23 protein-coding genes and 2 pseudogenes are annotated in these 20,420 nt (G+C 47.7%); 21 read left to right on the plus strand and 4 right to left on the minus strand.

Features of this window, described 5'->3' with window-relative positions; translation table 11 throughout:
• Positions 1–55: 55 nt before the first annotated feature.
• Together ACETMN_RS03420 and ACETMN_RS03425 are read left to right on the plus strand one after the other, a co-directional pair.
• Positions 56–632, plus strand: a pseudogene (locus tag ACETMN_RS03420) (GNAT family N-acetyltransferase).
• Positions 633–741: 109 nt separating this feature from the next.
• Positions 742–2,273 (plus strand): annotated as a pseudogene (locus ACETMN_RS03425) (MFS transporter).
• A 466-nt stretch (positions 2,274–2,739) separates the two neighbouring features.
• Here the strand turns inward: ACETMN_RS03425 and ACETMN_RS03430 are convergent.
• Complete coding sequence (locus ACETMN_RS03430; RefSeq protein ID WP_411735756.1) at positions 2,740–2,952, minus strand: MarR family winged helix-turn-helix transcriptional regulator; 213 nt, start codon at positions 2,950–2,952, stop codon at positions 2,740–2,742.
• Between the two features lie 637 nt (positions 2,953–3,589).
• On the opposite strand from ACETMN_RS03430, the gene ACETMN_RS03435 reads away from it, so the two are divergent.
• The 14 genes from ACETMN_RS03435 (at position 3,590) to ACETMN_RS03500 (ending at position 11,453) form a co-directional block, all read left to right on the plus strand.
• Entirely contained in the window at positions 3,590–4,204 is a 615-nt protein-coding gene (locus ACETMN_RS03435; protein ID WP_411735757.1) for an MFS transporter, read from the plus strand.
• 431 nt (positions 4,205–4,635) lie between these two features.
• Entirely contained in the window at positions 4,636–4,929 is a 294-nt protein-coding gene (locus tag ACETMN_RS03440; protein ID WP_411735758.1) for a hypothetical protein, read from the plus strand.
• 299 nt (positions 4,930–5,228) lie between these two features.
• The gene (locus ACETMN_RS03445; protein WP_411735759.1) at positions 5,229–5,492 is read left to right on the plus strand and encodes a hypothetical protein; all 264 of its coding nucleotides are present in this window, start codon (positions 5,229–5,231) and stop codon (positions 5,490–5,492) included.
• Positions 5,493–5,520: 28 nt separating this feature from the next.
• Positions 5,521–5,763 (plus strand): hypothetical protein, encoded by a 243-nt coding sequence (locus ACETMN_RS03450; protein ID WP_411735760.1) that lies wholly within the window; start codon positions 5,521–5,523, stop codon positions 5,761–5,763.
• A 181-nt stretch (positions 5,764–5,944) separates the two neighbouring features.
• A complete protein-coding gene (locus ACETMN_RS03455; RefSeq protein ID WP_411735761.1) occupies positions 5,945–6,196 on the plus strand; it encodes a hypothetical protein in 252 nt (83 codons plus the stop codon).
• A gap of 16 nt (positions 6,197–6,212) precedes the next feature.
• Positions 6,213–6,431 carry a hypothetical protein gene (locus ACETMN_RS03460; RefSeq protein ID WP_411735762.1) on the plus strand — a complete coding sequence of 73 codons (219 nt, stop codon included), beginning with the start codon at positions 6,213–6,215 and terminating at the stop codon, positions 6,429–6,431.
• 499 nt (positions 6,432–6,930) lie between these two features.
• Positions 6,931–7,221, plus strand: coding sequence for a hypothetical protein (locus ACETMN_RS03465; RefSeq protein WP_411735763.1), 291 nt, complete (start codon positions 6,931–6,933; stop codon positions 7,219–7,221).
• A 79-nt stretch (positions 7,222–7,300) separates the two neighbouring features.
• A complete protein-coding gene (locus ACETMN_RS03470; protein WP_411735764.1) occupies positions 7,301–7,480 on the plus strand; it encodes a hypothetical protein in 180 nt (59 codons plus the stop codon).
• A 132-nt stretch (positions 7,481–7,612) separates the two neighbouring features.
• Positions 7,613–7,849, plus strand: coding sequence for a hypothetical protein (locus ACETMN_RS03475; protein ID WP_411735765.1), 237 nt, complete (start codon positions 7,613–7,615; stop codon positions 7,847–7,849).
• Positions 7,850–8,001: 152 nt separating this feature from the next.
• Positions 8,002–8,265 (plus strand): AbrB family transcriptional regulator, encoded by a 264-nt coding sequence (locus ACETMN_RS03480; protein ID WP_091018775.1) that lies wholly within the window; start codon positions 8,002–8,004, stop codon positions 8,263–8,265.
• Positions 8,262–8,669 (plus strand): type II toxin-antitoxin system death-on-curing family toxin, encoded by a 408-nt coding sequence (locus ACETMN_RS03485; RefSeq protein ID WP_091018773.1) that lies wholly within the window; start codon positions 8,262–8,264, stop codon positions 8,667–8,669. The genes ACETMN_RS03480 and ACETMN_RS03485 overlap by 4 nt, the downstream gene beginning before the upstream one ends.
• 287 nt (positions 8,670–8,956) lie before the next feature.
• The gene (locus tag ACETMN_RS03490) at positions 8,957–9,688 is read left to right on the plus strand and encodes an ABC transporter ATP-binding protein (RefSeq protein ID WP_091018771.1); all 732 of its coding nucleotides are present in this window, start codon (positions 8,957–8,959) and stop codon (positions 9,686–9,688) included.
• A 21-nt stretch (positions 9,689–9,709) separates the two neighbouring features.
• On the plus strand, positions 9,710–10,957 hold the full coding sequence (locus tag ACETMN_RS03495) for an ABC transporter permease (RefSeq protein WP_411735766.1): 1,248 nt from the start codon (positions 9,710–9,712) through the stop codon (positions 10,955–10,957).
• A 112-nt stretch (positions 10,958–11,069) separates the two neighbouring features.
• A complete protein-coding gene (locus ACETMN_RS03500; RefSeq protein ID WP_411735767.1) occupies positions 11,070–11,453 on the plus strand; it encodes a hypothetical protein in 384 nt (127 codons plus the stop codon).
• Between the two features lie 176 nt (positions 11,454–11,629).
• Here the strand turns inward: ACETMN_RS03500 and ACETMN_RS03505 are convergent, their stop codons facing one another.
• The gene (locus ACETMN_RS03505; protein WP_091018765.1) at positions 11,630–12,898 is read right to left on the minus strand and encodes an NAD(P)/FAD-dependent oxidoreductase; all 1,269 of its coding nucleotides are present in this window, start codon (positions 12,896–12,898) and stop codon (positions 11,630–11,632) included.
• Between the two features lie 213 nt (positions 12,899–13,111).
• On the opposite strand from ACETMN_RS03505, the gene ACETMN_RS03510 reads away from it, so the two are divergent.
• The 3 genes from ACETMN_RS03510 (at position 13,112) to nadE (ending at position 16,394) form a co-directional block, all read left to right on the plus strand.
• On the plus strand, positions 13,112–14,788 hold the full coding sequence (locus ACETMN_RS03510; RefSeq protein ID WP_411735768.1) for a two-component system sensor histidine kinase NtrB: 1,677 nt from the start codon (positions 13,112–13,114) through the stop codon (positions 14,786–14,788).
• A 222-nt stretch (positions 14,789–15,010) separates the two neighbouring features.
• The gene (locus ACETMN_RS03515; protein WP_091018761.1) at positions 15,011–15,445 is read left to right on the plus strand and encodes a BrxA/BrxB family bacilliredoxin; all 435 of its coding nucleotides are present in this window, start codon (positions 15,011–15,013) and stop codon (positions 15,443–15,445) included.
• A 139-nt stretch (positions 15,446–15,584) separates the two neighbouring features.
• Complete coding sequence (gene nadE / locus ACETMN_RS03520) at positions 15,585–16,394, plus strand: ammonia-dependent NAD(+) synthetase (RefSeq protein ID WP_091018759.1); 810 nt, start codon at positions 15,585–15,587, stop codon at positions 16,392–16,394.
• Between the two features lie 127 nt (positions 16,395–16,521).
• Here nadE and ACETMN_RS03525 read toward each other — a convergent pair whose 3' ends face one another.
• Positions 16,522–17,337, minus strand: a complete 816-nt coding sequence (locus ACETMN_RS03525; RefSeq protein WP_411735769.1) for an alpha/beta hydrolase family protein — start codon at positions 17,335–17,337, stop codon at positions 16,522–16,524.
• A gap of 249 nt (positions 17,338–17,586) precedes the next feature.
• Here ACETMN_RS03525 and acpS point away from each other — a divergent pair, with 249 nt between their 5' ends.
• Both acpS and mutY read left to right on the plus strand, forming a co-directional pair.
• Positions 17,587–17,985: a holo-ACP synthase gene (gene acpS / locus ACETMN_RS03530; protein ID WP_091018755.1), complete on the plus strand. Its 399-nt coding sequence runs from the start codon at positions 17,587–17,589 to the stop codon at positions 17,983–17,985.
• Between the two features lie 29 nt (positions 17,986–18,014).
• Positions 18,015–19,382 (plus strand): A/G-specific adenine glycosylase, encoded by a 1,368-nt coding sequence (gene mutY / locus ACETMN_RS03535; RefSeq protein ID WP_411736396.1) that lies wholly within the window; start codon positions 18,015–18,017, stop codon positions 19,380–19,382.
• 312 nt (positions 19,383–19,694) lie between these two features.
• Here the strand turns inward: mutY and ACETMN_RS03540 are convergent, their stop codons facing one another.
• A complete protein-coding gene (locus ACETMN_RS03540; RefSeq protein WP_411735770.1) occupies positions 19,695–20,306 on the minus strand; it encodes a superoxide dismutase in 612 nt (203 codons plus the stop codon).
• Between the last annotated feature and the right edge of the window lie 114 nt (positions 20,307–20,420).

Consider the following 20,420-nt stretch of genomic DNA (forward strand, 5'->3'; position numbering starts at 1 on the left):
GATGACTAGTGAATATTATGGTCTGCGGAGATAGATCGGATCGGAGTGTCTTTATATGTATAAATGCAAAGGAAGAATTCCCGAAATGGAGACTGCGCGGCTTCGTCTGCGTAAAATGCGTCGCCGGGATGCGGCCCAGATGTTCGCATGCTGGTCAGATCGGGAGGTGACCCGTTACATGAATCTTGCACCGATGATTGGGACAAGCGAAGCGGCGGACATGATTGGACTACTTAACCAAATGGCAGGGAGAAGAGGATGCGATCCGGTGGGGGATCGAACTCAAAGAAACAAGGCAAGCTCATCGGCAGTTGTGGCTTTAACACATGGCAGCTTGAAGGCGCATTCCGGGGTGAGATCGGTTATGAGCTGGGACGTGATTATTGGCGCCACGGTTATATGACGGAGGCATTCTCTGCATTGCTGCCCTTTGGGTATGAGACCATGGGTCTTAATCGAATCGAAGCGCTGGTTGATCCGCGTAATCTGGCGTCTGGCGAGAGTTCCTGACAAACCGTGGCTTCACGCGTGAAGGATTGCTGCGACAGGTGCAACATACGTCCACCGGATACAAGGATATGGTGATGTATTCCATGTTATATGATGAGTTCCTTCGCAAGCGAGGTAAATAAAAGAGACAATATATGATTTTTTAAAATTTACGTAAACGAAGAAACAGAACAAAGCTGGAGAAGCACCAATTATATAGAGAACAAAAAAGAGAGAGAAGGGTTTGTGTGAATGCAACTGGAGGTTTTGAAGCGCAGTTTCATCTTGACAGGGCTGTTGCTCGCGACATTTCTGTCAGCGATTGAAGGTACCGTAATTGGTCCTGCGGGGCCGACCATTGTCAGTGAAAGGCTGGGGAGTGTACAGCTGCTGAGCTGGATTTTCACCGCATACCTGTTGACGATGGCGGTGAGTACGCCCATTTTCGGTAAAATCAGTGACTTGTATGGACGAAAGCCTGTATTTCTGATTGGCTGTGCGTTATTTTTACTGGGTTCACTCTTGTGCTGTCTGTCGCAGAACATGGAGCAATTGATTATTTTCCATTGCTATTCAAGGATTGGTGCGGGTGCGGTAGTTCCTGTTACATTTACGATTATTGGGGACATCTACGCTATTGAAGAACGTGGCAAAATCCAGAGGCTGGATTAGCTCCGTGTGGGGCATTTCCTCTCTGGCGGGACCGTTGCTTGGCGGTTATTTTGTAGATAATCTCGGCTGGCAGTGGATCTTTGGTTTTAATGTGCCGTTTGGTCTGCTTGCGATGTGGTTTGTATTTCGTTATCTGAAGGAAGATATCTCTCCACGTACGGCCAAGATTGATTATGTCGGTGCACTGACCTTCACGGTGGGCATTACCGCATTGTTGTTTTGTCCTGTCGGCGGGTGGGCAGTATTATGCCTGGAGTTCTCCGTTGATTGTTGTGCTGAGTGTGGTCGCCACTCTGTTTATTATTTTATTTTTTGTGGTGGAAAAAGAGCTCCAGGCCCCTATGGTTCCACTACATTTGTTCGGAATTCGGGACATCCGTGTGGCGAATATCGCCGGACTGCTGACCAGTATTACTTTGATGATCGGCCTGACCAGTTATTTGCCGCTCTGGGTGCAGGGTGTTCGGGGAGGTATTACGACGGAATCCGGGCTGCTGCTCGCGCCGATGTCGGTGGGTTGGCTCATTGGTAGTGTGATGGCAGGCCGCCTATTATTGAAAATTGGATCACGTATGACCGCATTGATTGGGTTAACCGGTATTGCAATTGGATCGGGTGGACTCTTTCTGGTTGGCGGGACATCCCCGCAGGCTGTTACTATTTATATTGACCTTTATTTATAGTCTCGCTTCAGGTTTTGCATTCACGATCTTCACCATTATTGCTGCAGTCGTCTGTAGGGTATAGGAGACGTGGCTCCTCTACGGCACTGCATACATTCATGCGTACATTGGGACAGACGATTGGTGAGCGGCTTTTGGCACTTGGTTGAACTATCGAATCTGAAACGTTATCCAGTGAGCAGAATCTGGCTGAGGCTGGAATATCAGGAAGTGATCTGAATGAACTGCTTGCACCACATACGGATGCAGCCCTATCAGATGATAAATGGGCGCTGCGCGCAACGTGCTGGAAGGAAGCTTGCATTCCCTGTTTGTGATTATGTTTGTGTCATTGCACTGATCTCGTGGGTAACCACGCTTGCTCTACGCAAACGTTTAATTGTACCCGAAGATGCAGATGCTCCACCGCAGCCCCAAAGCTCAAAGTAAAAAGAAGATATATATATTACAAACATATAAAAACCGGATTCGCCGATGTCAGGCAATCCGGTTATTTTTGTTGATAGCACATGTGCAGTGGACTTCAGTGTATCTTCAAACTCAGGCCAAGTGATACGTTGGGGGATGTCCGGGTCTAAAGCATTTTGAAGTAAAGGCTGGCTGATCCTGGTGAATCGTCCAGACGAATTTCTAAGGAACCGAGGACGTCTTATTTTGGCCTTCTGCTCCTCTTTTTAAATTGTAAGGAACATGAGACACGTTATTTCCCGAAATCACCTGAAAAACACGTTGTAAACGGCTGTTTTTCAAGGATAGCGTGTGTCAGATTCCTTAAAATGCTGCGAGCGCTTCAAACCCTGAATAAGACGTCACAGGTTCGTTAGCGCTCCCGCTCCATGTCTGCTCCAGAACATTCAGTTGCAGCTCTGGCTTACGGCAGGTTTGAAGATACGCTCTAGCTGCTTGCTGATAAACGGTCTGCAGAATGTGCAAGCCTTCCCAAGAGTTCGGACAACAATTCCTTGTCTTCCTCACTTAGTCCACTTACAGCCCGATCAATCTTCAACGCATAGCCTGGATAGATGTCATCCATGGTGCGCTGTCCTTCTTCGGTCAGTTCCACAAAGATGATACGTCTGTCTTGCGGACAATGTTTGCGGTGTAACAATCCTTTTTTTGCTCAGCTTATCAATCACATAGGTCACATTACCACTTTGCGGCAAGAAGTTGTGCACCAACCTGTTAAAGATCAGCTGAGAGCTCCTTTCATATATAACACTTCCGAGCACCCCATGTGCGGTGGGGTTGAAGCCATGCACTTTGCTTCCGGATACAGCGTGTTCATTCACGCTCTTGAATGTCTGGGCCAAGGTGCGGGGGTACAGATGAAGTGAACGTTCAGTTCCGATTTCTTGTAATTCCAGCATGCTGATCCCGCCTTTTCAGATTAGTTTATAAGTTGAAATGATGAAGTTACAACCTACCACTATGAGGACAGAACAACCTTCCAATCACTGTTATCCCCATCGTTATGCTGTTCATGTAAAGTATTTCAACTTATATGAGTTGGTTAGTTATATTTGACGATTCAGGTTGTCGCCATGGTTTAATTGTAAACTTCTATTTCTACGAAAAACGTGATATGTCTGGTGCATTTTTAGCATTTAAAATTTGATCATTCATCATGCTGAAAAAATCATCCTTCAGATGTCGCTTTTCTCCGCCTCTGGCAGGAGGTCGAGTCAAGGGCTGCGCTATATAATGAGTTTATACTATGAATTGGAAGATAATGGAGGAGAAGAAGGGTGACAAGTGATTTAACGTTTGAAGGGCAACGACCGCTGAAGAATAACCGATCTTTTGTAACATTGATGGTGGCACAGGCCATTTCCAATCTGGGTGATTGGCTGCATCTGCTCGCAATCCTGACCCTCGTGGGTATCCGTTGGAATGCAACGCCTTGGGAGATTACATTTGTCACACTTTCCGCTGCACTACCCATTCTGTTGACAGGGCCATTCGCAGGCACGCTTGCGGATCGTCTGAACCGTAAATGGCTGATGATTGTAGCCGATGGTGCAAAAATTATCATCGTGGGTGCGTTAATTTTTGCTGACCAGATCTGGCACGTCTACATACTGCTTGTCCTCAAATCCCTGTTTGATGTCATATTCTCTCCGGCCAAAAACGGAAAGCTGAAGGAGATTGTACCTCGAGAACAACTTGCGCAAGCTGTATCCATCAGCTCGGTGATCGAACAGATGTCCAAAATTATTGGTCCAGCACTTGGTGGACTGCGCACAGTAGCCGCTTTTGGCATTACCTGGTGTTTTGTTCTCGATTCAGCGTCTTTTCTGATCTCCGGCATCATTTTATTGTGGATTCCTGGAACTCCGGGTGATCCAAACCGAAATTCATAACGTAACAGAAGTAGAGGAAGAGCCAACTGAGGATGTTCGCAACCGCCCAAAAGACTCTTTTGGAAAGAAACACTGGAGGGTATCCGAATATATACATCTCTCCCTCATGTAGGAACGTCTCTGATCTTGCTTGCTTCAGCCATACTTTTTCTGCAATTTGCCGATTCACAGACTGTGGTTTTATTCAGACAGCTTCCGGAATTTCAAGTGATCTGCTGGGATGGTGCGTGGCAGCAAGTGGCTTAGGTACATTAATTGCAGCGATGAGTGTGCGGAAGTGAAGCATGCAGGGCATGTTTTGAAAAATGGGTCTGGGTACCATACTCATGGGTCTGGTTATCGAAAGCGGAGGCAGTTATTGTTGGGATTTGGCCGCACGCCGGGCTACCAAGGTGCCAATCTGTTGTTAGTATCCCCTCTTTGCCTGGCAGGTGGTCGGAATTGGGTTTGCCATTGTACCCTTTCAGATCCTGTTGCAGGAACAGACACCTGAGGCGATGACAGGCAGGGTATTTGGAACAGTAGGCAGCGTGATGACAGCCAGTAATATTATGGGCCCGGTGGTAGGTGGATTCGCTGGTCACCTCATTCGGTGTAGTGCCGGCTTTTTTGTCTGTTCAGGCATTTTGCTGACCCTGCTTGGTTTGATTTATTTGATGAAACGTAGCGGAAGAGCCGATCTGAATGGCTCCATTGCAGCCAAGACCATGATTGCAGGCGACTGAAAACAGGCCGAATCTGCTCAGGTTAGAACAGTTGAAATGAAGGTTTGAATTTACTTCAAATTTTAAATTTATGATTAAAAAGCGTTTGAGTAAACGCCTTCACGTTTAATGAGGAACAGGCAGAGAAATCCCTGTATTCTAATTATTCCCTGAAACTCATATGCCATCCGCAACACGTACGGAAAGGGGGTGGGCAACTTGAATGTAAAGTTACCAAAATCGATTGTACGTCTTGGAAGCATGTCCCCGTGGGCTTAATGCCTACGCCGGGACTTTGATGCTGGGGATTGGATCGTCACATGTATGACGCAGACGAGGCTCAGGTATCTTCTGAAAAACCGTCCAGCGGATTGTCGCTGAATTTGTTTTCACGTGATTCGGATGGCAGGTTGAATCTGACTCCGTCAGTATCGGTATCCACACCACTACTGGATGTTGAAGTTCCGTCGATCAAAGCGAATGAATCCACAGGTAAGTTGAGTGTAGCTGAGCTGAAAGTAGATACACCGCTTGGATCAGCGGAACATCAGAGATTGGGATTGATGCGAGAAGGGAACCGTTGAACTGCCGTCTGTACAGGCGGATACACCGGTGATCAAAGCCGATGTATCAAACAGTCAGGTGAACCTGAACGAAGGTACAGCTTCCTTGCCCGGGGTTACCACAGAGGTACCCGAGGTAATCAAGGCAGAGACGTCTGCTGTGAAAACCAACCTTCGGCAGGGTAAGGTTGAATTACCTTCCGTGAAGGTGGATGTACCCGAGGTTACTTCGGTCAATATCTCTTCATCCCGAGTGGATCTGAGTAAGGGGAATGTCAGCTACCTTCTGTAAGCAGAAGTTCCTGTTGTAGACGTATCCGCTGAACTCAATCCTGATCAGGAGAAGGTGGAGATTCCAAGTGTAGGCGGAACGGCCTGTAGTCACTCCGGAACAACAGCCGGTCGTCAAAACACCGAATGTTAAAACTTCCAATACGAGTGCACTCGCAGATCCTGTTTCATCACAGAACAACGTGGAAGGGCAGGACGCAGTTCAGGTTACGGGCAACGTGATTGAGGTCACCCTGGAACCAGGAGTACGTCCAGAACAACCTGTTGTCCCGCAGGCATTGCCTGTTGACGGAACCGATCTGACGCGGGATTCCGATGTCAATGCAGATTTGTCTGATAACGAGTTATTCCTCGTGGATCAGAACTCTGCTAAACCATCTGTCACCGAACAAGTGCGGAGTAACCCGGGAAGCCAATTCGAAACAAGATGGTGATAATGCAACATCTCCCTTGCAGCCTCGTACAGAACGACCAACCAGTTGGTCTGTTACCTTAACTTCCCCGGGCAGATGGCTGCAAGGGGAACAAGGCGACTCCGGTTCGTCCGGTGTAACTGGAGGTGGAGCAACCGCTCCAGCCGCTGCACTTCCGGGAGCAACAACGGGTCTGGTTACACCAGATTACGATTTTGCCTTCCGAATGGAACGGCTCGATGGGTTCAGTCAATGATAAAGGGCTGCAGGCGTGAGCTGCCACGCAATACCTTTCTTCTCTCCAACAACAATGGCATTCAAATTCAACCAAAAATGAGAAAGGAGATAACACCATAAATGTCCTTAAAAAAAAATAAATCATTGGGCAAAAATTGTCTCGGCACTTGCCGAGTACATTGAAGGGCGGCGGGACGCCGCGGGGCAACACGCAGATAGCTATAACAGCAACAACGGTAACGTCTGGATTTGAATGCAGGTTTTGCATCTGGAGTTAGGATCTCTTCTGTCAGGACACCACCGTGACACAGGTTACGGGACCCATGAAGCCAGCTACGGAGGTTCATCAGTGCAACTGGAGCATTGAATCTGGATCTTGGCCTTAACGCCGGCTTATCCTCAGAGAGCACGAACCGGAAATACAATGATCGTTCTTCCGACCACACAGTTGAGCGTAGCAGTTCTGGCAAGCTGGGCCTTGGCCTGAATGCCAATGTGTCCGGGAAGGTGATACAACGATGAGCGACTATTCACGAGGCGGCGATGATCGGAACGTAAACAGCAGCTATGCGAGCGAAAGCCGTGGAGCACTGGATCTGGGTCTGAACGTGAAAGCAGAAGGAGAGAGTGCAACAATGACTCAAACTGAACGCAACAACAGCGTGAAAGACAGCGAGCGTAACGTGAACAGCAGCTTCGCGAACGAAAGCCGTGGAAGCTTGGATCACAGGTCCACGAACGCCAAAGCAGAAGGAGAGAGTGCAACAATGACTCAAACTGAACGCAACAACAGCGTGAAGACAGCGTAACGTGAACAGCAGCTATGCAGTGAAAGCCGTGGAGCACTGGATCTGGGTCTGAACGTGAAAGCAGAAGGAGAGTGCAACAATGACTCAAACTGAACGCAACAACAGCGTGAAAGACAGCGAGCGTAACGTGAACAGCAGCTATGCGAGTGAAAGCCGTGGAGCACTGGATCTGGGTCTGAACGCGAAAGCAGAAGGTGAGAGTGCAACAATGGCTCAAACTGAACATAACAACAGCGTGAAAGACAGCATTGACATGTAACGTGAACAGCAGCTATGCGAGTGAAAGCCGTGGAGCACTGGATCTGGAGTCTGAACGCGAAAGCAGAAGGTGAAGTGCAACAATGGCTCAAACTGAACGCAACAACAGCGTGAAGAAGACAGCGAGCGTAACGTGAACAGCAGCTATGCGAGTGAAAGCCGTGGAGCACTGGATCTGGGTCTGAACGCGAAAGCAGAAGGTGAGAGTGCAACGATGGCTCAATCCGAACGCAACAATAGCGTGAAAGACAGCGATCGTACCACTAGCAGTAACTTCACGAATGAAAGTCGTGGAAGCTTGGATCTGGGTCTGAACGTGGATGCGGATGCAGAGAGTGAAACTACATCTGTGGTGGAGACAAATCGGTAATATGAGATTTTCACTGTAATATGAAGAAGCAGGGGCTCCGGAACCCCTGCTTCTTTTTTATGCTTTTCAAAATTCGAAATAATATGCAAATGGACAAGGATTTCAGTATAATTGTTATAACAGTTGAATAGTATAACTAAGGAGGGGAATGAATGAATAGGGTGAGTGAAATGGAACGAAAAGTAACGAAATTTGGTAATAGTCTTGGATTAACAATGACGGATGCCTTCAAACAAATTGGTCTTGAACAAGGTGACATGGTTCAAATTGAGGTAAATCAGTCTAACGGGGAAATTATTATTAAGAAGTCTACAAAAGTCAATTTGCCTAACGGAATCAGTAGTGATTTTATGGATACATTAGCTGATGTGATAGGTGAATACGATCAAACTTTGAAAGGTCTCAAGGATAGATGAGCATGACCCGGTATTTGAGCATACAAGAGGTTATTGCGATCAATGTCGCTATGATTAAGCGTTACAGTCCTGGAGAGCAGATTGGAGTTAAAGACTCTGGTCTGCTTGAATCCGCGATTATAAGAGCGCAATCATCAGCTTTTGGTAACGAAGCCTACCCATCTATATATGAAAAATCTGCTGCGATTTTTCAATCTTTGGGCCAAAATCACCCTTTTCATAATGCCAATAAAAGAACGGCTTTTACCGCACTGGTAATCTTCCTGCGTTATAACAATGTGTATCTTAAAATGGATCAAACTTTTGCTGAGGACTTTACTGTCGATATGGTGAACCACAAGTACACATTTGAAGAACTGGTCTCGATTATTCGTACATACTGTGTTACTGAAAATGAAATATAATAGTAAGCAATAAGTCATACGTTACTATGATTTATTGCTTTATTTTATTGCGGAAATTTACACGAGAACGTAGAGGACAGAAAGAACCTGAAGAAGTGGAGCGTTCGCCTTTATCCCCCGATTTTCACCTTGTCAAATTGATTCAAAAAATCGGGGGATAACAGCGATCGGAAGGTTGTTCTGTCATCGGAGTGTGCAGTGTAACTGGTCTTTAGTTCAACGGATATAGATTACAATAAAACATAAAGAACGAGTTAAACACCTGATCAGAACAGGGAGTGAATAATATGGGAATGGAATATAAAAGCAAGGAAGTACAAGAGTCCATATTGGACGTACATATTACCGAGGCAGGATACGAGCCGGGACAATCGACCATACGCAATATTCGAATGAGTGTGGCGCGAGGAGAACTGGTAGGTATTATCGGACCAAATGGTGCGGGCAAAAGTACCACAATCAAAACGCTTCTTGGTCTTCTGGAACATGCGAACTATGAAGTGACGATTGGAGGAGATGGTCGTTATGCCTATATCCCGGAGCAACCGGTTTTTTACGAATATATGACCCTATGGGAACATCTTGATCTGGCGGCAGCGGCATATGAAATGGAGGAAGAAGCTTTTGTTGCCAGAGCGGAGGAACTGTTGATTCGTTTCGGGATGGACCATGTTCGAAATGATCTTCCAGCCAGTTTCTCAAAGGGCATGCGGCAGAAAATGATGTTGATGATCGGATTTCTGTCTTCACCGGATATCTATATTGTGGACGAGCCGTTCATCGGGTTGGACCCTCGTGCAACCAAGGATTTTCTGAAATTACTAGATGATGAACGTCGCCGCGGCGCGGGTGTGCTCATGTCTACGCATGTGCTGGATACCGCTGAACGAATCTGCGACCGGTTTATTCTGATTGCTTCGGGCAGATCTGCTGCCGAGGGAACATTGGATGAGATCCGTGAAGCGGCAGGATTGCCGGAAGCCTCTTTGTTTGATTGTTTTGATGTACTGACGTCTTAGATAGAGAGAGGGTGAGAGAGAATGGAAACTTCCCAGCGTTATACCCCACTTCGTTTATACAGACGAAGACGCAAAGAGCACTTCAGGGAACAGATGAAAAATCTCAAACTCGTCGTGGATTGGACAGTGTGGGTATACCTGCTTGTTCCGGGTCTGCTCTATCTAATTGGATGGTACACGAGTCTGTGGACCAAACCGCTGCCTGCATGGGCGACAGGATTACCGCTTCCCGTACTGACTGGGCTGATTGACGTCGTTATGCTTACCGGTGGTGTATTGATATTTGTGGAGGAAGCGGATGTATTGTTTCTGAAATCAAGGCCGTTGTGGATGCGCACGTTAATGAGACAAGGGCTCTACCGGTCCTGCCTGCAACATCTGGGCAAAATGATCCTGATTACAGAGCTAACCGCACCCCTGTGGTCCCGTGTCTATGAGATGTCGAATCTCCAGATTGCACTTATGGCTGTCTGGTTTGGTGCAGTAGCTTCATTCCAAGCCATAACACTACATATGACGAAGGTTCGACATACAGGATGGCGGCGTTGGATTCAGATGATCCCTCTCGTCGTTGGCATAGGTTACATGACCATTCATGCGACATCATGGATGCATGGACAGACGTGGAAAATCAGTTTTGGAATCGTAATTATCATGCTTCTTCTAATTACAGTTGGACAGATGAGGCTATTGATGAAGGGAACGTTTGAAGGGGATGTGCGGGAGGATCTGCGGAGCAGGCTGCAGCTTACAGCTCTAATGTTAAGCCGGGCGGTGAGCAAGCCGAAAGCCCCACGAACACGGTCCATCATCTTCCGCAAACCGCGTAAACTGTTACGCAATCGTTCCATCGCGAATCGGACAGCGGAGAGTGCATACAAGGCATTTTTCAGGAACTCGGCCACGATGAAATTGTATCTGCAGCTTGGCGGACTATCCATCGCAGCAGTTGCCTTGCCACCTTTTCCGGTCAATTTCATCGTGTGTGCGTTATTAATCATCATGTTGACGGTGATGTTTTATCGTTCCTGGGATGTTTTTGCCACGTCCGACTATGTTCAGCTCATAACGTATGATTCGGAGGCGCTGCATCTTGCGGGTTCAATGATGGTTCGGATGTTGTTTGTCCCGATTGGTATTCTTATGGGATTCACGCTGGGATTGGCCTGGCTCGGCTGGATCGTCGGTATTCTGACAGCTGCAGGTGCGGTAGCTTTCGGACTCTGTGTCTTATCTATTGCCGGGTGGGTTCGGCTTACCCGTGGCTAAAGGAATTCCTTTCTAATTCGGAGCATATCGTGCGCTATAACTGACCATGCTATAGAAGAAGAATCTCATCCATGGATGATGAGAGATTAGCTGTAGCAAGGAGGAAGAGAAGATGATGGATAATAGCGAACTACAGGTGCACTTTTCAGACGATTCAGCGTTGAATGCCGCAAGGGCAACCTTGGAGGAATTGGGATATAAGCCTTATCAGTCCGCACCGCTGGAATTGTACATCCCTACAGATCGCCAAGATCCTCAGTCTGCCGTAGAGATTGTACAATCTCATGGAGGAAGTGCCGTATTTGCCTCACAGACGGAAGAACTGGATCAGTTTCAGAATATATCGATTCCGGCTCATCTCGTGAATGAAGACTGGAATGAGGGTTATGCAAACGGAAACCAGGGAAGCCAGACGGAGCAAGGCAGACATAACTATAGCGATGACCCGACATACGATGATTCGGCTGATGGATTTTCAGGCAGTGTGAAAGCATAGAAGCATCACAAGCTAAGAGCAGTTCGAGCCAATTTTTCTAAAATGGAACAATGCCCAAAACCCCCGATCTTCCACAGATGTGGATATCGGGGGTTTTGGCATCTGAAGCAATTCATCGCTGATGATGCCATTAGGCATGATTCGTAATCAAAAGCGGACTTTTTGAACAACCTCTATTATAGTTTAGCGTGTTTATATTCAGCTGCATGCATACCAGCCGTATATCCTGTGGAGAATGCAGCGGTGATATTATACCCTCCAGTGTAGCCGTGAATATCCAAAACTTCACCGCAAAAGAATAGTCCAGGCAGCAGCTTGGATTCCATTGTTTTTGGGTATATCTCCTTTAAGTGGATTCCTCCCCCAGTAACAAAGGCTTCTTTGAGCGATCTTGTTCCGTCTGCACGGAAGGTAAAAGCCTTCATTAGCCCACACAAGTTGCTTAACATACCTTTGGGAAAATGGTGGAACGTAAGGTCATCGCTGATCTCTGCCCGTTTCATCATTAAGGGAATCATACGTTCAGGAACCCATGTTTTTAAAATGTTTTTGACAGCCTTGCGGGATTCTTGTTCCAATACCTGTTGCACCTGTGCTTCCAATGCACCTGGGGACAGCTCCGGGAACAGATCAATGCTCATAATGACCTGTGGGTTTCCAGTCTTCATCTGTACCTTGCGGATAAATTGGCTGCAGCGCAGTGCAACCGGTCCAGACACTCCAAAATGCGTGAAGATCATATCCCCGCGATGAGAGATGACTGTTTTTCCTTTGGCATCCACTACGGATAGAGCGATATCCCTTAAAGACAAACCTTGCAGTTCTTTGGACTGAATCCAACTCTCCCCAGACACAATGGGCACTTCGGTTGGATATAATTCTGTAATGGTGTGGCCCGCAGCCTCAGCCCAAGGATAACCATCTCCGGTAGATCCGGTTTGGGGTACGGACTTGCCGCCGGTAGCAATGATGACAGAGCGCCCAAGAATGGTTTTACCGGATATCAATTTAACACCCTGTACCTGTTGACCGTTCTGAATAATTTCCTTGACCGGTTCTTTGGTGCGAATCTCAACGCCGAGGGAGACAATCTTGCCTACCAGCGCATCCACAACTGTTTTCGCTTTATCGGTTACAGGGAACATTCTGCCGTTGTCTTCTTCTTTCAGGGCAATTCCGAGATTCTCGAAGAAACGCATGATTCCCTGGTTGTCCAGATTCTGAAACGAACTATATAAAAAGCGTCCATTACCGGGAATATGTCGGATGAGTTCATCCGTTTCCTTGGCATTGGTTACATTGCATCGACCTCCGCCAGAGATGCCGAGTTTACGACCCAGTTGATCTCCTTTATCCAGCAGAAGCACGGAGGCTCCATGCTCGGCAGCAGCAACGCAAGCCATCAGGCCCGCAGATCCACCACCAATTACAATGACATCATACATATGTTATTACCCTCTTTTTTCATTGATTTTGTCTGTTTTACGTAAAATGTGTCTACTCCTGGCTTTTTCTGAAATATAATGGAGTTATGAGCAGTTCTATTGTGCAGTCTTAAGGGATATATTGTAATATACTGTCGCCTATGTTTTAATCAGAAATACATGAGGGAATGTGCAGGCAGAGGAGGAGATGGCATTGTGGTTGCGTTAAAGGACATGCTTTTACAAGTACTGCTGGCAGGGTCGGCGGTATTTCTGATTCCCTTATTCCGTCTGGTACTCTCCAAGCGGGTTATTGCCAGAATGGAACATGACGGAACCGTTCATACCAGTTTTGCTGTGACAAGTGCCCTGAGCATGTTATTGTGTCTGCTGTTTGCGCTCTATGCAAGCCCGGTGGCCGTACCCATATCATTAAGCATCGTACCTGTGATACTTGTTATTTTGTATTGTAAGTCCGCTATAGGCGTAACGCTGTCCATTCTACATATTCTCTTCTATTTTCTTTTTGCGCATCCCTATGAGCTGTACGGATTTCTCCTTCATACGGGTATTCTTCTCTATCCTATTGTATGGTTGTCTGCCAAACGATTCAAGCATAATACACCTTCACGCAAAATGGCGATCCTCATCATCCTGATTACAATGGAACTGGTTGTAACGAGTCTGTTATGGATCGCATCCCTCCAGAATGAATCCACGTACTCTGCGACCTACATGATACTTACAGCACTTGGGTATACCGCTGGAGCCATTGTTGCGGGCAGTCTGAGTCTGCTATGGCTGGAACGGATGAAGCACTATCGCGGGCTGGAGCAGCATCTCTCGGAAGTCCACCATCGATACATAGCCGAAACGGAGAAACTTCATCAGATTCTGAACGCAGTGCCTCTCTCCATTGCCACTGTAGATAAACAAGGTACAGTGATGTTTGTCAATGAGATGATGGAGCATACCGCAAGGGAGCAGCTACCTTGTACCTCCACACCTGATCTCATTGGACAGCCTGCCAGTCAATTTGTTGAACAAGGTCAGGCGGATAAGATGGATAAAAGCATTCGCAGAGCCGTCGTTCATGGTGAGATTAGCGGGTTGACCGTTCGTTACGGTGCACACGTATTTCAGTCCCGAACCGTACCGATTTATGCCTTTTCAACAGAGTCTGCAAGAGAAGTTACAGGAGCCATGCTGATCATTCAGGATATCACGGAGCTTGAGATGTTGCGAAGTGAACTGGATAATGTGGATCGTCTCAGTCTGGTGGGGCAGATGGCTGCAAGCATTACGCATGAAGTGCGTAATCCAATGGCGGTTGTGCGGGGTTTTCTTCAACTTATGCAGGAAAAGAGTCCTGATTCCCTCGATCACTATTACCGGATCGTTCTGGAAGAGCTGGACCGGGCCAACAGTATCATTAATGATTTCTTGTCTTTGGCTCAGAATCGTATTGCCGAGAAAGAAGAATCCCAGCTTCACGATATCATACATGAACTCAGTCCGTTGTTATGGGCGGATGCGAACCTGCGTGGTCAGAGTATAGAACTCATGTTGGCCCATAATGTGCCGAAGCTGCATCTCAATTCTAAGGAAATCAAACAGGTGGTGTTGAACCTGGCCCGTAACGGGATGGAAGCCATGAATGAGAAGGGCGTGCTTACGCTGGAGACGCGGATAGTGGATGATAAGGTCGAACTGTGTGTACGAGACACAGGGCCTGGTCTACCCAGGGTGAAGAAGGAAAAGCTGTTTGAACCTTTCTATACGACAAAAGCCAAGGGGACCGGACTTGGATTGTCCATGTGCCTGAGTATTGTGGAACGACATAACGGAACCATTACTGTGGAATCGGAGGAAGGCCAGGGCACGACCTTCAAAGTGGCATTTGAACGTTAGTCATTCAGCATATTTTGCCAGACATTGAGACATAATATTATGGAAGAAGCCTTTCCGCAGGCGGTTTCTGAATCTTGCTTTCATTGCTTATGGATGTATAATAGGAATAGCACATCATTACATCCATAATGTTCGATATGAATGTAACGTTGTTTTGGAGAGTTTATTGGCCTTTAATTCGATCGAGATCATAGAACAACCATTTATAAGGAGTGAAACCGAATGTCGATGTCATTTGATCAATACATGAAAGATATGGTTCAACCGATGCGGGATGATTTAACTCGTCTGGGAATCCAGGAGTTGCGTACTCCTGAAGAAGTGGAAGCAAGTCTTCCGGATGCAAAAGGAACAACGCTGGTTGTCATTAACTCTGTCTGCGGATGTGCCGCGGGTCAATGTCGCCCAGGTGTGTCCCAAGCACTTCAGCACGATATTACACCGGATCACCTGTACACTGTATTTGCTGGTCAGGACAAAGAAGCCACTGCAAAAGCACGTGAATTCTTTGCACCGTATCCTCCATCTTCACCGTCCATCGCTCTGATGAAAGACGGAGAACTCGTTCACTTTATCGAGCGTCATCAAGTGGAAGACCGTTCTGCAGAGGATATTGCGGCTGATCTCAAAAGTGCATTTGACCGTTACTGCCGTTAATTCGCTCCAATAGAACGCCCCGCCCTTCGGATCACCGATGCCGGGGCGTTTCATTTTGGATAGATAAGGTTATTGAACCATTCGGACCTTTCAAGCTGGACATCAAATTTCATTCATTTAGAAACGGGGTGTGTGAACGATGAGTTTGCAACAACAGATCATCGCTGAATTGAAGGTTAAACCAAGCATTAATGAGGAAGAGGAAGTACGCAAGCGTGTTGATTTTCTGAAGACGTATGTGAAAAATGCGGGTGCCAAGGGCTTGCTGATTGCGATCAGCGGCGGTATCGACAGTGCAGTGGCTGCGGCGTTGTGCAAAAAAGCAACGGACGAGCTTACGCAAGAGAACAACCAAGAGTACAAAACGCTTGGTGTGTTCCAACCTTATGGTGAACAATCCGATATCGATCACAGCTACGCTGTAGCCAAAGCATACGATCTGAAGCATGTCGTGGAAACCAATATCGAAGATGCAGTGAACGAGATTGCGCTGGAAGTGGAGCAAGGTTTCAAATCCTTGGGCAGCCCACGCCATATGACTCACCAAGGCAAAGGTAATGTTAAGGCGAGAACTCGTATGGTTATGCAATATGCACTATCGTTTGAAGAAAACCTGCTTGTTGTAGGTACGGATCACGCGTCCGAAGCTATCACGGGTTTCTATACCAAATGGGGCGATGGCGCTGTGGATATCACGCCACTAAGCACCCTGAACAAACGTCAGGTGCGCCAGCTGGCAGCATATCTTAACGTGCCACAAGCTATTTTGGACAAGGCACCATCTGCAGGACTATGGGAAGGTCAGACGGACGAAGATGAGCTGGGAATTTCGTATGAAGCGAACAGCGACTATCTCGAAGGCAAACAGATCGATCCGGCTGCACAAGAGCGCCTTGAAGCGTTCTATACGCGCACACATCACAAACGCAATGCCATTCCTGGTATCTAATACGGGTGGATGAACATGATCGTTATATAGGGAATGCAAAAAGAGTCACTGCTCACGGCAGTGACTCTTTTTGTTATGTGGAACGAGAAACCGCAAAAATCCAGGTGACTACTATATTAAAGATGTGTTAGCTATTCCAGTCTTTGATCTGTTGCAGGGTTTGGGTGATGGCTTGCTCCAGTTGTGGAGTGGTTTCTTTAAATGGATGTACCGTATTAAAGGTATGATTCCCTTCAGGTATCTGGTGCCATGGGATATCAGTGCGGGCTTGAACCAGTGCGGCAGAACCGTCACGCAGACGTTGGGGATCTTCTGTTCCCTGAATGAGTGCGACTCGCACAGGTGAAGAAGCCAAGCGGTCAATGATAGCGTAACGTTCGCTATGCTTGTCCAGGTCTTCCAGAATAGCCACGTCCAGTGGCATCTGCTGGCCTGTTCGTCCGTTAACGACATGGCTGCGGCCATGCGTACGCATTTCTTCTTTTTGCTCCGCTGTAAAGAGATCCAGATTGGTTACGCCATTCCAGGAGATGACACCTGCCACCTGCTCGGGGTGATCCAGTGCATAGACGAGACTTACGCCTGCACCGCGGCTATGGCCAACCAGGTATACAGGAAGTCCAGTGAGTTCAGGTTGTGTAGCCACATATTCCAGTACCAGGGCCAGATCGGAAAGCTCCCGGCTGTAGGTATTCACTGCGAACTTTTCAAGTTCAGAGAATTGCTCCAGATATTCGCCGATACCGTTGTGAGAGAAATTAAAGGTCAGCACATGATGCGTCTGGCTTAGCTGTGCAGCTGCGTAGGGGAACATACCCCAGTCTTTGAAGCCTTTGTATCCGTGAGCCAGAATGATGACACCTTGAGCGGGTTGTTGTGCAGGGAAAAAGTCTCCGCGAATGATCGCATCTACGTCAGTGGGCAATTCAAAAGTTATGGGCATTATTCAGACCTCCTAAGAATTTCAGACGATTCCTGATTCATATTTTAGCATATATGGTAATGCGGATAGGTACTCGCTTCTGATCGCCCCTCCTGCTACAATAGAATACGTGTTCGGAGAGTTACGGATCATGTGATTGAATGGAGATCTTTTACAATGCATGTTCAAAAAGAGCGGTTTTCAGTACCAAGAAGGTGGAACTTTTGAACAACCTCTTACAGTATAAAAGATTAAGCGGGTGAAGCGTTGATGATATATGGCATAGGCAATGATGTGCTGGAGATTGGACGTATGCGGAAGCTGCTGTCCGGTCGCCATGCGGAAGCTTTCATAAAACGAATTTTAACGTCAGCAGAGCGGGAGATCGCAGTTCGTCGAGGGAAGCGGATGACGGAGTTTGTATCCGGTCGATTTGCAGCGAAAGAAGCGGTGTCCAAGGCATTTGGCTGCGGTATTGGTGGCATAATGGGCTTCACTGACATTGAAGTGCTGCCTGATGGGACAGGACGTCCAGTGGCCTCGTTGTCCAGTCAAGCCTGGGAACGTCTGCAGTTGCCATATGATAAGCAATATGACATTCATTTGAGCATTACACATCAGACGGAATTGGCAGCGGCCTTTGCGATCGTGGAGCAGATGGAAAAGTAGTTAGCTTGGTAATAGGAGAGGGCGGAAATATGGGTTTACAGGAACAGAAACAACATTTCAGCGTGAATTTGCTGGACTGGTATATGATCAACCGACGGGATTTGCCGTGGCGGCGCCACAACAATCCGTATTTTACATGGGTATCGGAGATTATGCTTCAGCAGACTCGGGTGGATACGGTAATTCCGTATTTCAATCGTTTTATCGGGAATTTCCCGACCGTACAGGCGTTGGCGGAAGCACCCGAAGAGGATGTGTTGAAAAATTGGGAGGGACTCGGTTATTACTCCCGTGCACGTAATCTTCAGGCAGCCGCGAGACAAGTCATGGAGCTGCACGGAGGCGAGATGCCGCAGGACAAGCCTGCTGTCTTTGCATTAAAAGGGGTTGGCCCCTACACGGCCGGGGCCATTCTCAGCATTGCCTTCAACCAGCCGCAACCTGCGGTAGATGGCAATGTCATGCGGGTACTGTCCCGATACTTCCTCATCGATGAGGACATTATGAAGGGCAGCACCCGGGTGTTGATGGAAGAGCTCGCAGGAGAGCTCATTCCGGAAGGGCGGGCGCGTGATTTCAATCAGGCGCTGATGGAGCTTGGCGCGCTGGTATGTACACCCAAAGCGCCGCACTGCCTGACTTGCCCGGTCATGGAGCAATGTTCCGGCCGTATTGCCGGAAGAGAGCTTACACTGCCGGTCAAGACCAAGGCGAAGCCGCCGCGCCCTGAGCAGCGGCTGGTCGCGATTGTGGAGGGCCGCGGGGATCATCGCGGCCAAGTGCTTGTGCGCCAGCGCCCAGACACGGGCCTATTGGCCCGCATGTGGGAGCTGCCGCATGTGCTCGCGGCGCCCGCCGCAGCCAGCAAGAAGGCGGCGCCGCTGGCGGATGAGCCGGCCATGGCATTGCTGGCCGGCAGTCTATGGGCGGAAGGCTTCGCTGCCCGCCCGGAAGGGCTGGCTACCCATGCGGAGCATGTGTTCAGCCATATTGTCTGGAGCCTGCAGGTGTACAAGTGTACCGAGCAGGACCAGAGCAGTGAGCTTCCGCTAATCGCAGCGGAAGCCAGAGCCGCCTACGATGCACAGGCGGCAACAAGGGAGGGCACAGCCTCATCATCAGCTGTGTCACCTGAGTCAGACATAACGCATTCATCGGAGCCAGGCACGCCTAATACGCAGAACATCTCAACATCGCTTAACGATGGAGAGAGGTTGATGTCATCATCTGACGTTAATGACTTAGCACTGAGTACTACGACACTGACAGGTAAAGGTGATGGCTTGACCTACCGCTGGATCGGTCCGGAAGATATGGACAAGATGGCATTCCCGAATATCTTTCTGAAGCTGATCAGCAGTTATTTTGCCGGTGCGTATGATCAAGTGAAGGATTAAATGGGGAAGCTAACGAACCCCAGAGGTCTTATTATGTGGATATACCACAATTATAAATTCTAACGAACCTGAGTGACGTTATCTTAGCCAAATCAACCCAAAAGTGCGCATCAAAGCTCGTATTTGGGGAAATAGCTACTCTGAGATTCGTTAGGCTCGCGATACGATGAAATATGGAGCAATAGCGACTCCTGGGTTCGTTAGAAACAAAACCCCCATTAACTATAGCGATAGCAAAAAGAGAGCCTGATCACGGTCACAACGACCGAATCAGGCTCTCTTTTATGTTAACTGTTGCATACTAAAACAGTCTTATTTTGCAGAAGCGTAACGTTTGTTCACTTCATCCCAGTTGATTACATTCCAGAAAGCGGCGATGTAGTCAGGACGTTTGTTTTGGTAGTTCAGGTAGTAAGCGTGCTCCCATACATCCAGACCCAGAACCGGAGTCAGACCTTCGAAGAGAGGGCTGTCTTGGTTAGGTGTGCTAGTGATGGACAATTTGCCATCTTTGCCAACTACGAGCCAAGCCCAGCCGGAACCGAAACGAGTTGTAGCTGCTTTAGCGAAATCTTCTTTGAATTTATCAAAGCCACCCAGTTGGCTATCGATAGCTGCTGCGATATCGCCTGTAGGAGCGCCGCCGCCGTTAGGTCCGATGATTTCCCAGAACAAGCTGTGGTTAGCATGTCCACCACCATTATTGCGAACCGCTGTGCGGATGCCTTCTGGTACGCTGTCAAGGTTAGCGATCAGATCTTCCAAGCTTTTTTCTTGCAGTTCAGGAGCGCTTTCCAGAGCTGCGTTCAAGTTGGTTACATAAGTATTGTGATGGCGATCGTGGTGGATTTCCATCGTTTTTGCATCGATATGTGGTTCCAGTGCGTCGTTAGCGTAAGGAAGTGCCGGTAATTGAAAAGTCATAATGAAATACCTCCTGAGATTTTAGTTTTTTTTGAAAACAGGTACATATGTAATAATACCCTTGCCACTAATATTAAACCGCATTCGAGCTAATTAAGCAACATTTTTGTTTAT

Source organism: Paenibacillus sp. M2, assembly GCF_046713495.1.
GTDB lineage: Bacteria > Bacillota > Bacilli > Paenibacillales > Paenibacillaceae > Paenibacillus > Paenibacillus amylolyticus_B.

Excerpts from the sequence above, each read along its gene's own strand:
- ACETMN_RS03445 (WP_411735759.1), top strand. The coding sequence starts at position 5,229 with ATGTATGACGCAGACGAGGCTCAGGTATCTTCTGAAAAACCGTCCAGC.
- ACETMN_RS03465 (WP_411735763.1), top strand. The coding sequence starts at position 6,931 with ATGAGCGACTATTCACGAGGCGGCGATGATCGGAACGTAAACAGCAGC.
- ACETMN_RS03470 (WP_411735764.1), top strand. The coding sequence starts at position 7,301 with ATGACTCAAACTGAACGCAACAACAGCGTGAAAGACAGCGAGCGTAAC.
- ACETMN_RS03480 (WP_091018775.1), top strand. The coding sequence starts at position 8,002 with ATGAATAGGGTGAGTGAAATGGAACGAAAAGTAACGAAATTTGGTAAT.
- ACETMN_RS03485 (WP_091018773.1), top strand. The coding sequence starts at position 8,262 with ATGAGCATGACCCGGTATTTGAGCATACAAGAGGTTATTGCGATCAAT.
- ACETMN_RS03490 (WP_091018771.1), top strand. The coding sequence starts at position 8,957 with ATGGGAATGGAATATAAAAGCAAGGAAGTACAAGAGTCCATATTGGAC.
- ACETMN_RS03495 (WP_411735766.1), top strand. The coding sequence starts at position 9,710 with ATGGAAACTTCCCAGCGTTATACCCCACTTCGTTTATACAGACGAAGA.
- ACETMN_RS03500 (WP_411735767.1), top strand. The coding sequence starts at position 11,070 with ATGATGGATAATAGCGAACTACAGGTGCACTTTTCAGACGATTCAGCG.
- ACETMN_RS03505 (WP_091018765.1), bottom strand. The coding sequence starts at position 12,898 with ATGTATGATGTCATTGTAATTGGTGGTGGATCTGCGGGCCTGATGGCT.
- ACETMN_RS03510 (WP_411735768.1), top strand. The coding sequence starts at position 13,112 with ATGCTTTTACAAGTACTGCTGGCAGGGTCGGCGGTATTTCTGATTCCC.
- ACETMN_RS03515 (WP_091018761.1), top strand. The coding sequence starts at position 15,011 with ATGTCGATGTCATTTGATCAATACATGAAAGATATGGTTCAACCGATG.
- nadE (WP_091018759.1), top strand. The coding sequence starts at position 15,585 with ATGAGTTTGCAACAACAGATCATCGCTGAATTGAAGGTTAAACCAAGC.
- ACETMN_RS03525 (WP_411735769.1), bottom strand. The coding sequence starts at position 17,337 with ATGCCCATAACTTTTGAATTGCCCACTGACGTAGATGCGATCATTCGC.
- acpS (WP_091018755.1), top strand. The coding sequence starts at position 17,587 with ATGATATATGGCATAGGCAATGATGTGCTGGAGATTGGACGTATGCGG.
- mutY (WP_411736396.1), top strand. The coding sequence starts at position 18,015 with ATGGGTTTACAGGAACAGAAACAACATTTCAGCGTGAATTTGCTGGAC.
- ACETMN_RS03540 (WP_411735770.1), bottom strand. The coding sequence starts at position 20,306 with ATGACTTTTCAATTACCGGCACTTCCTTACGCTAACGACGCACTGGAA.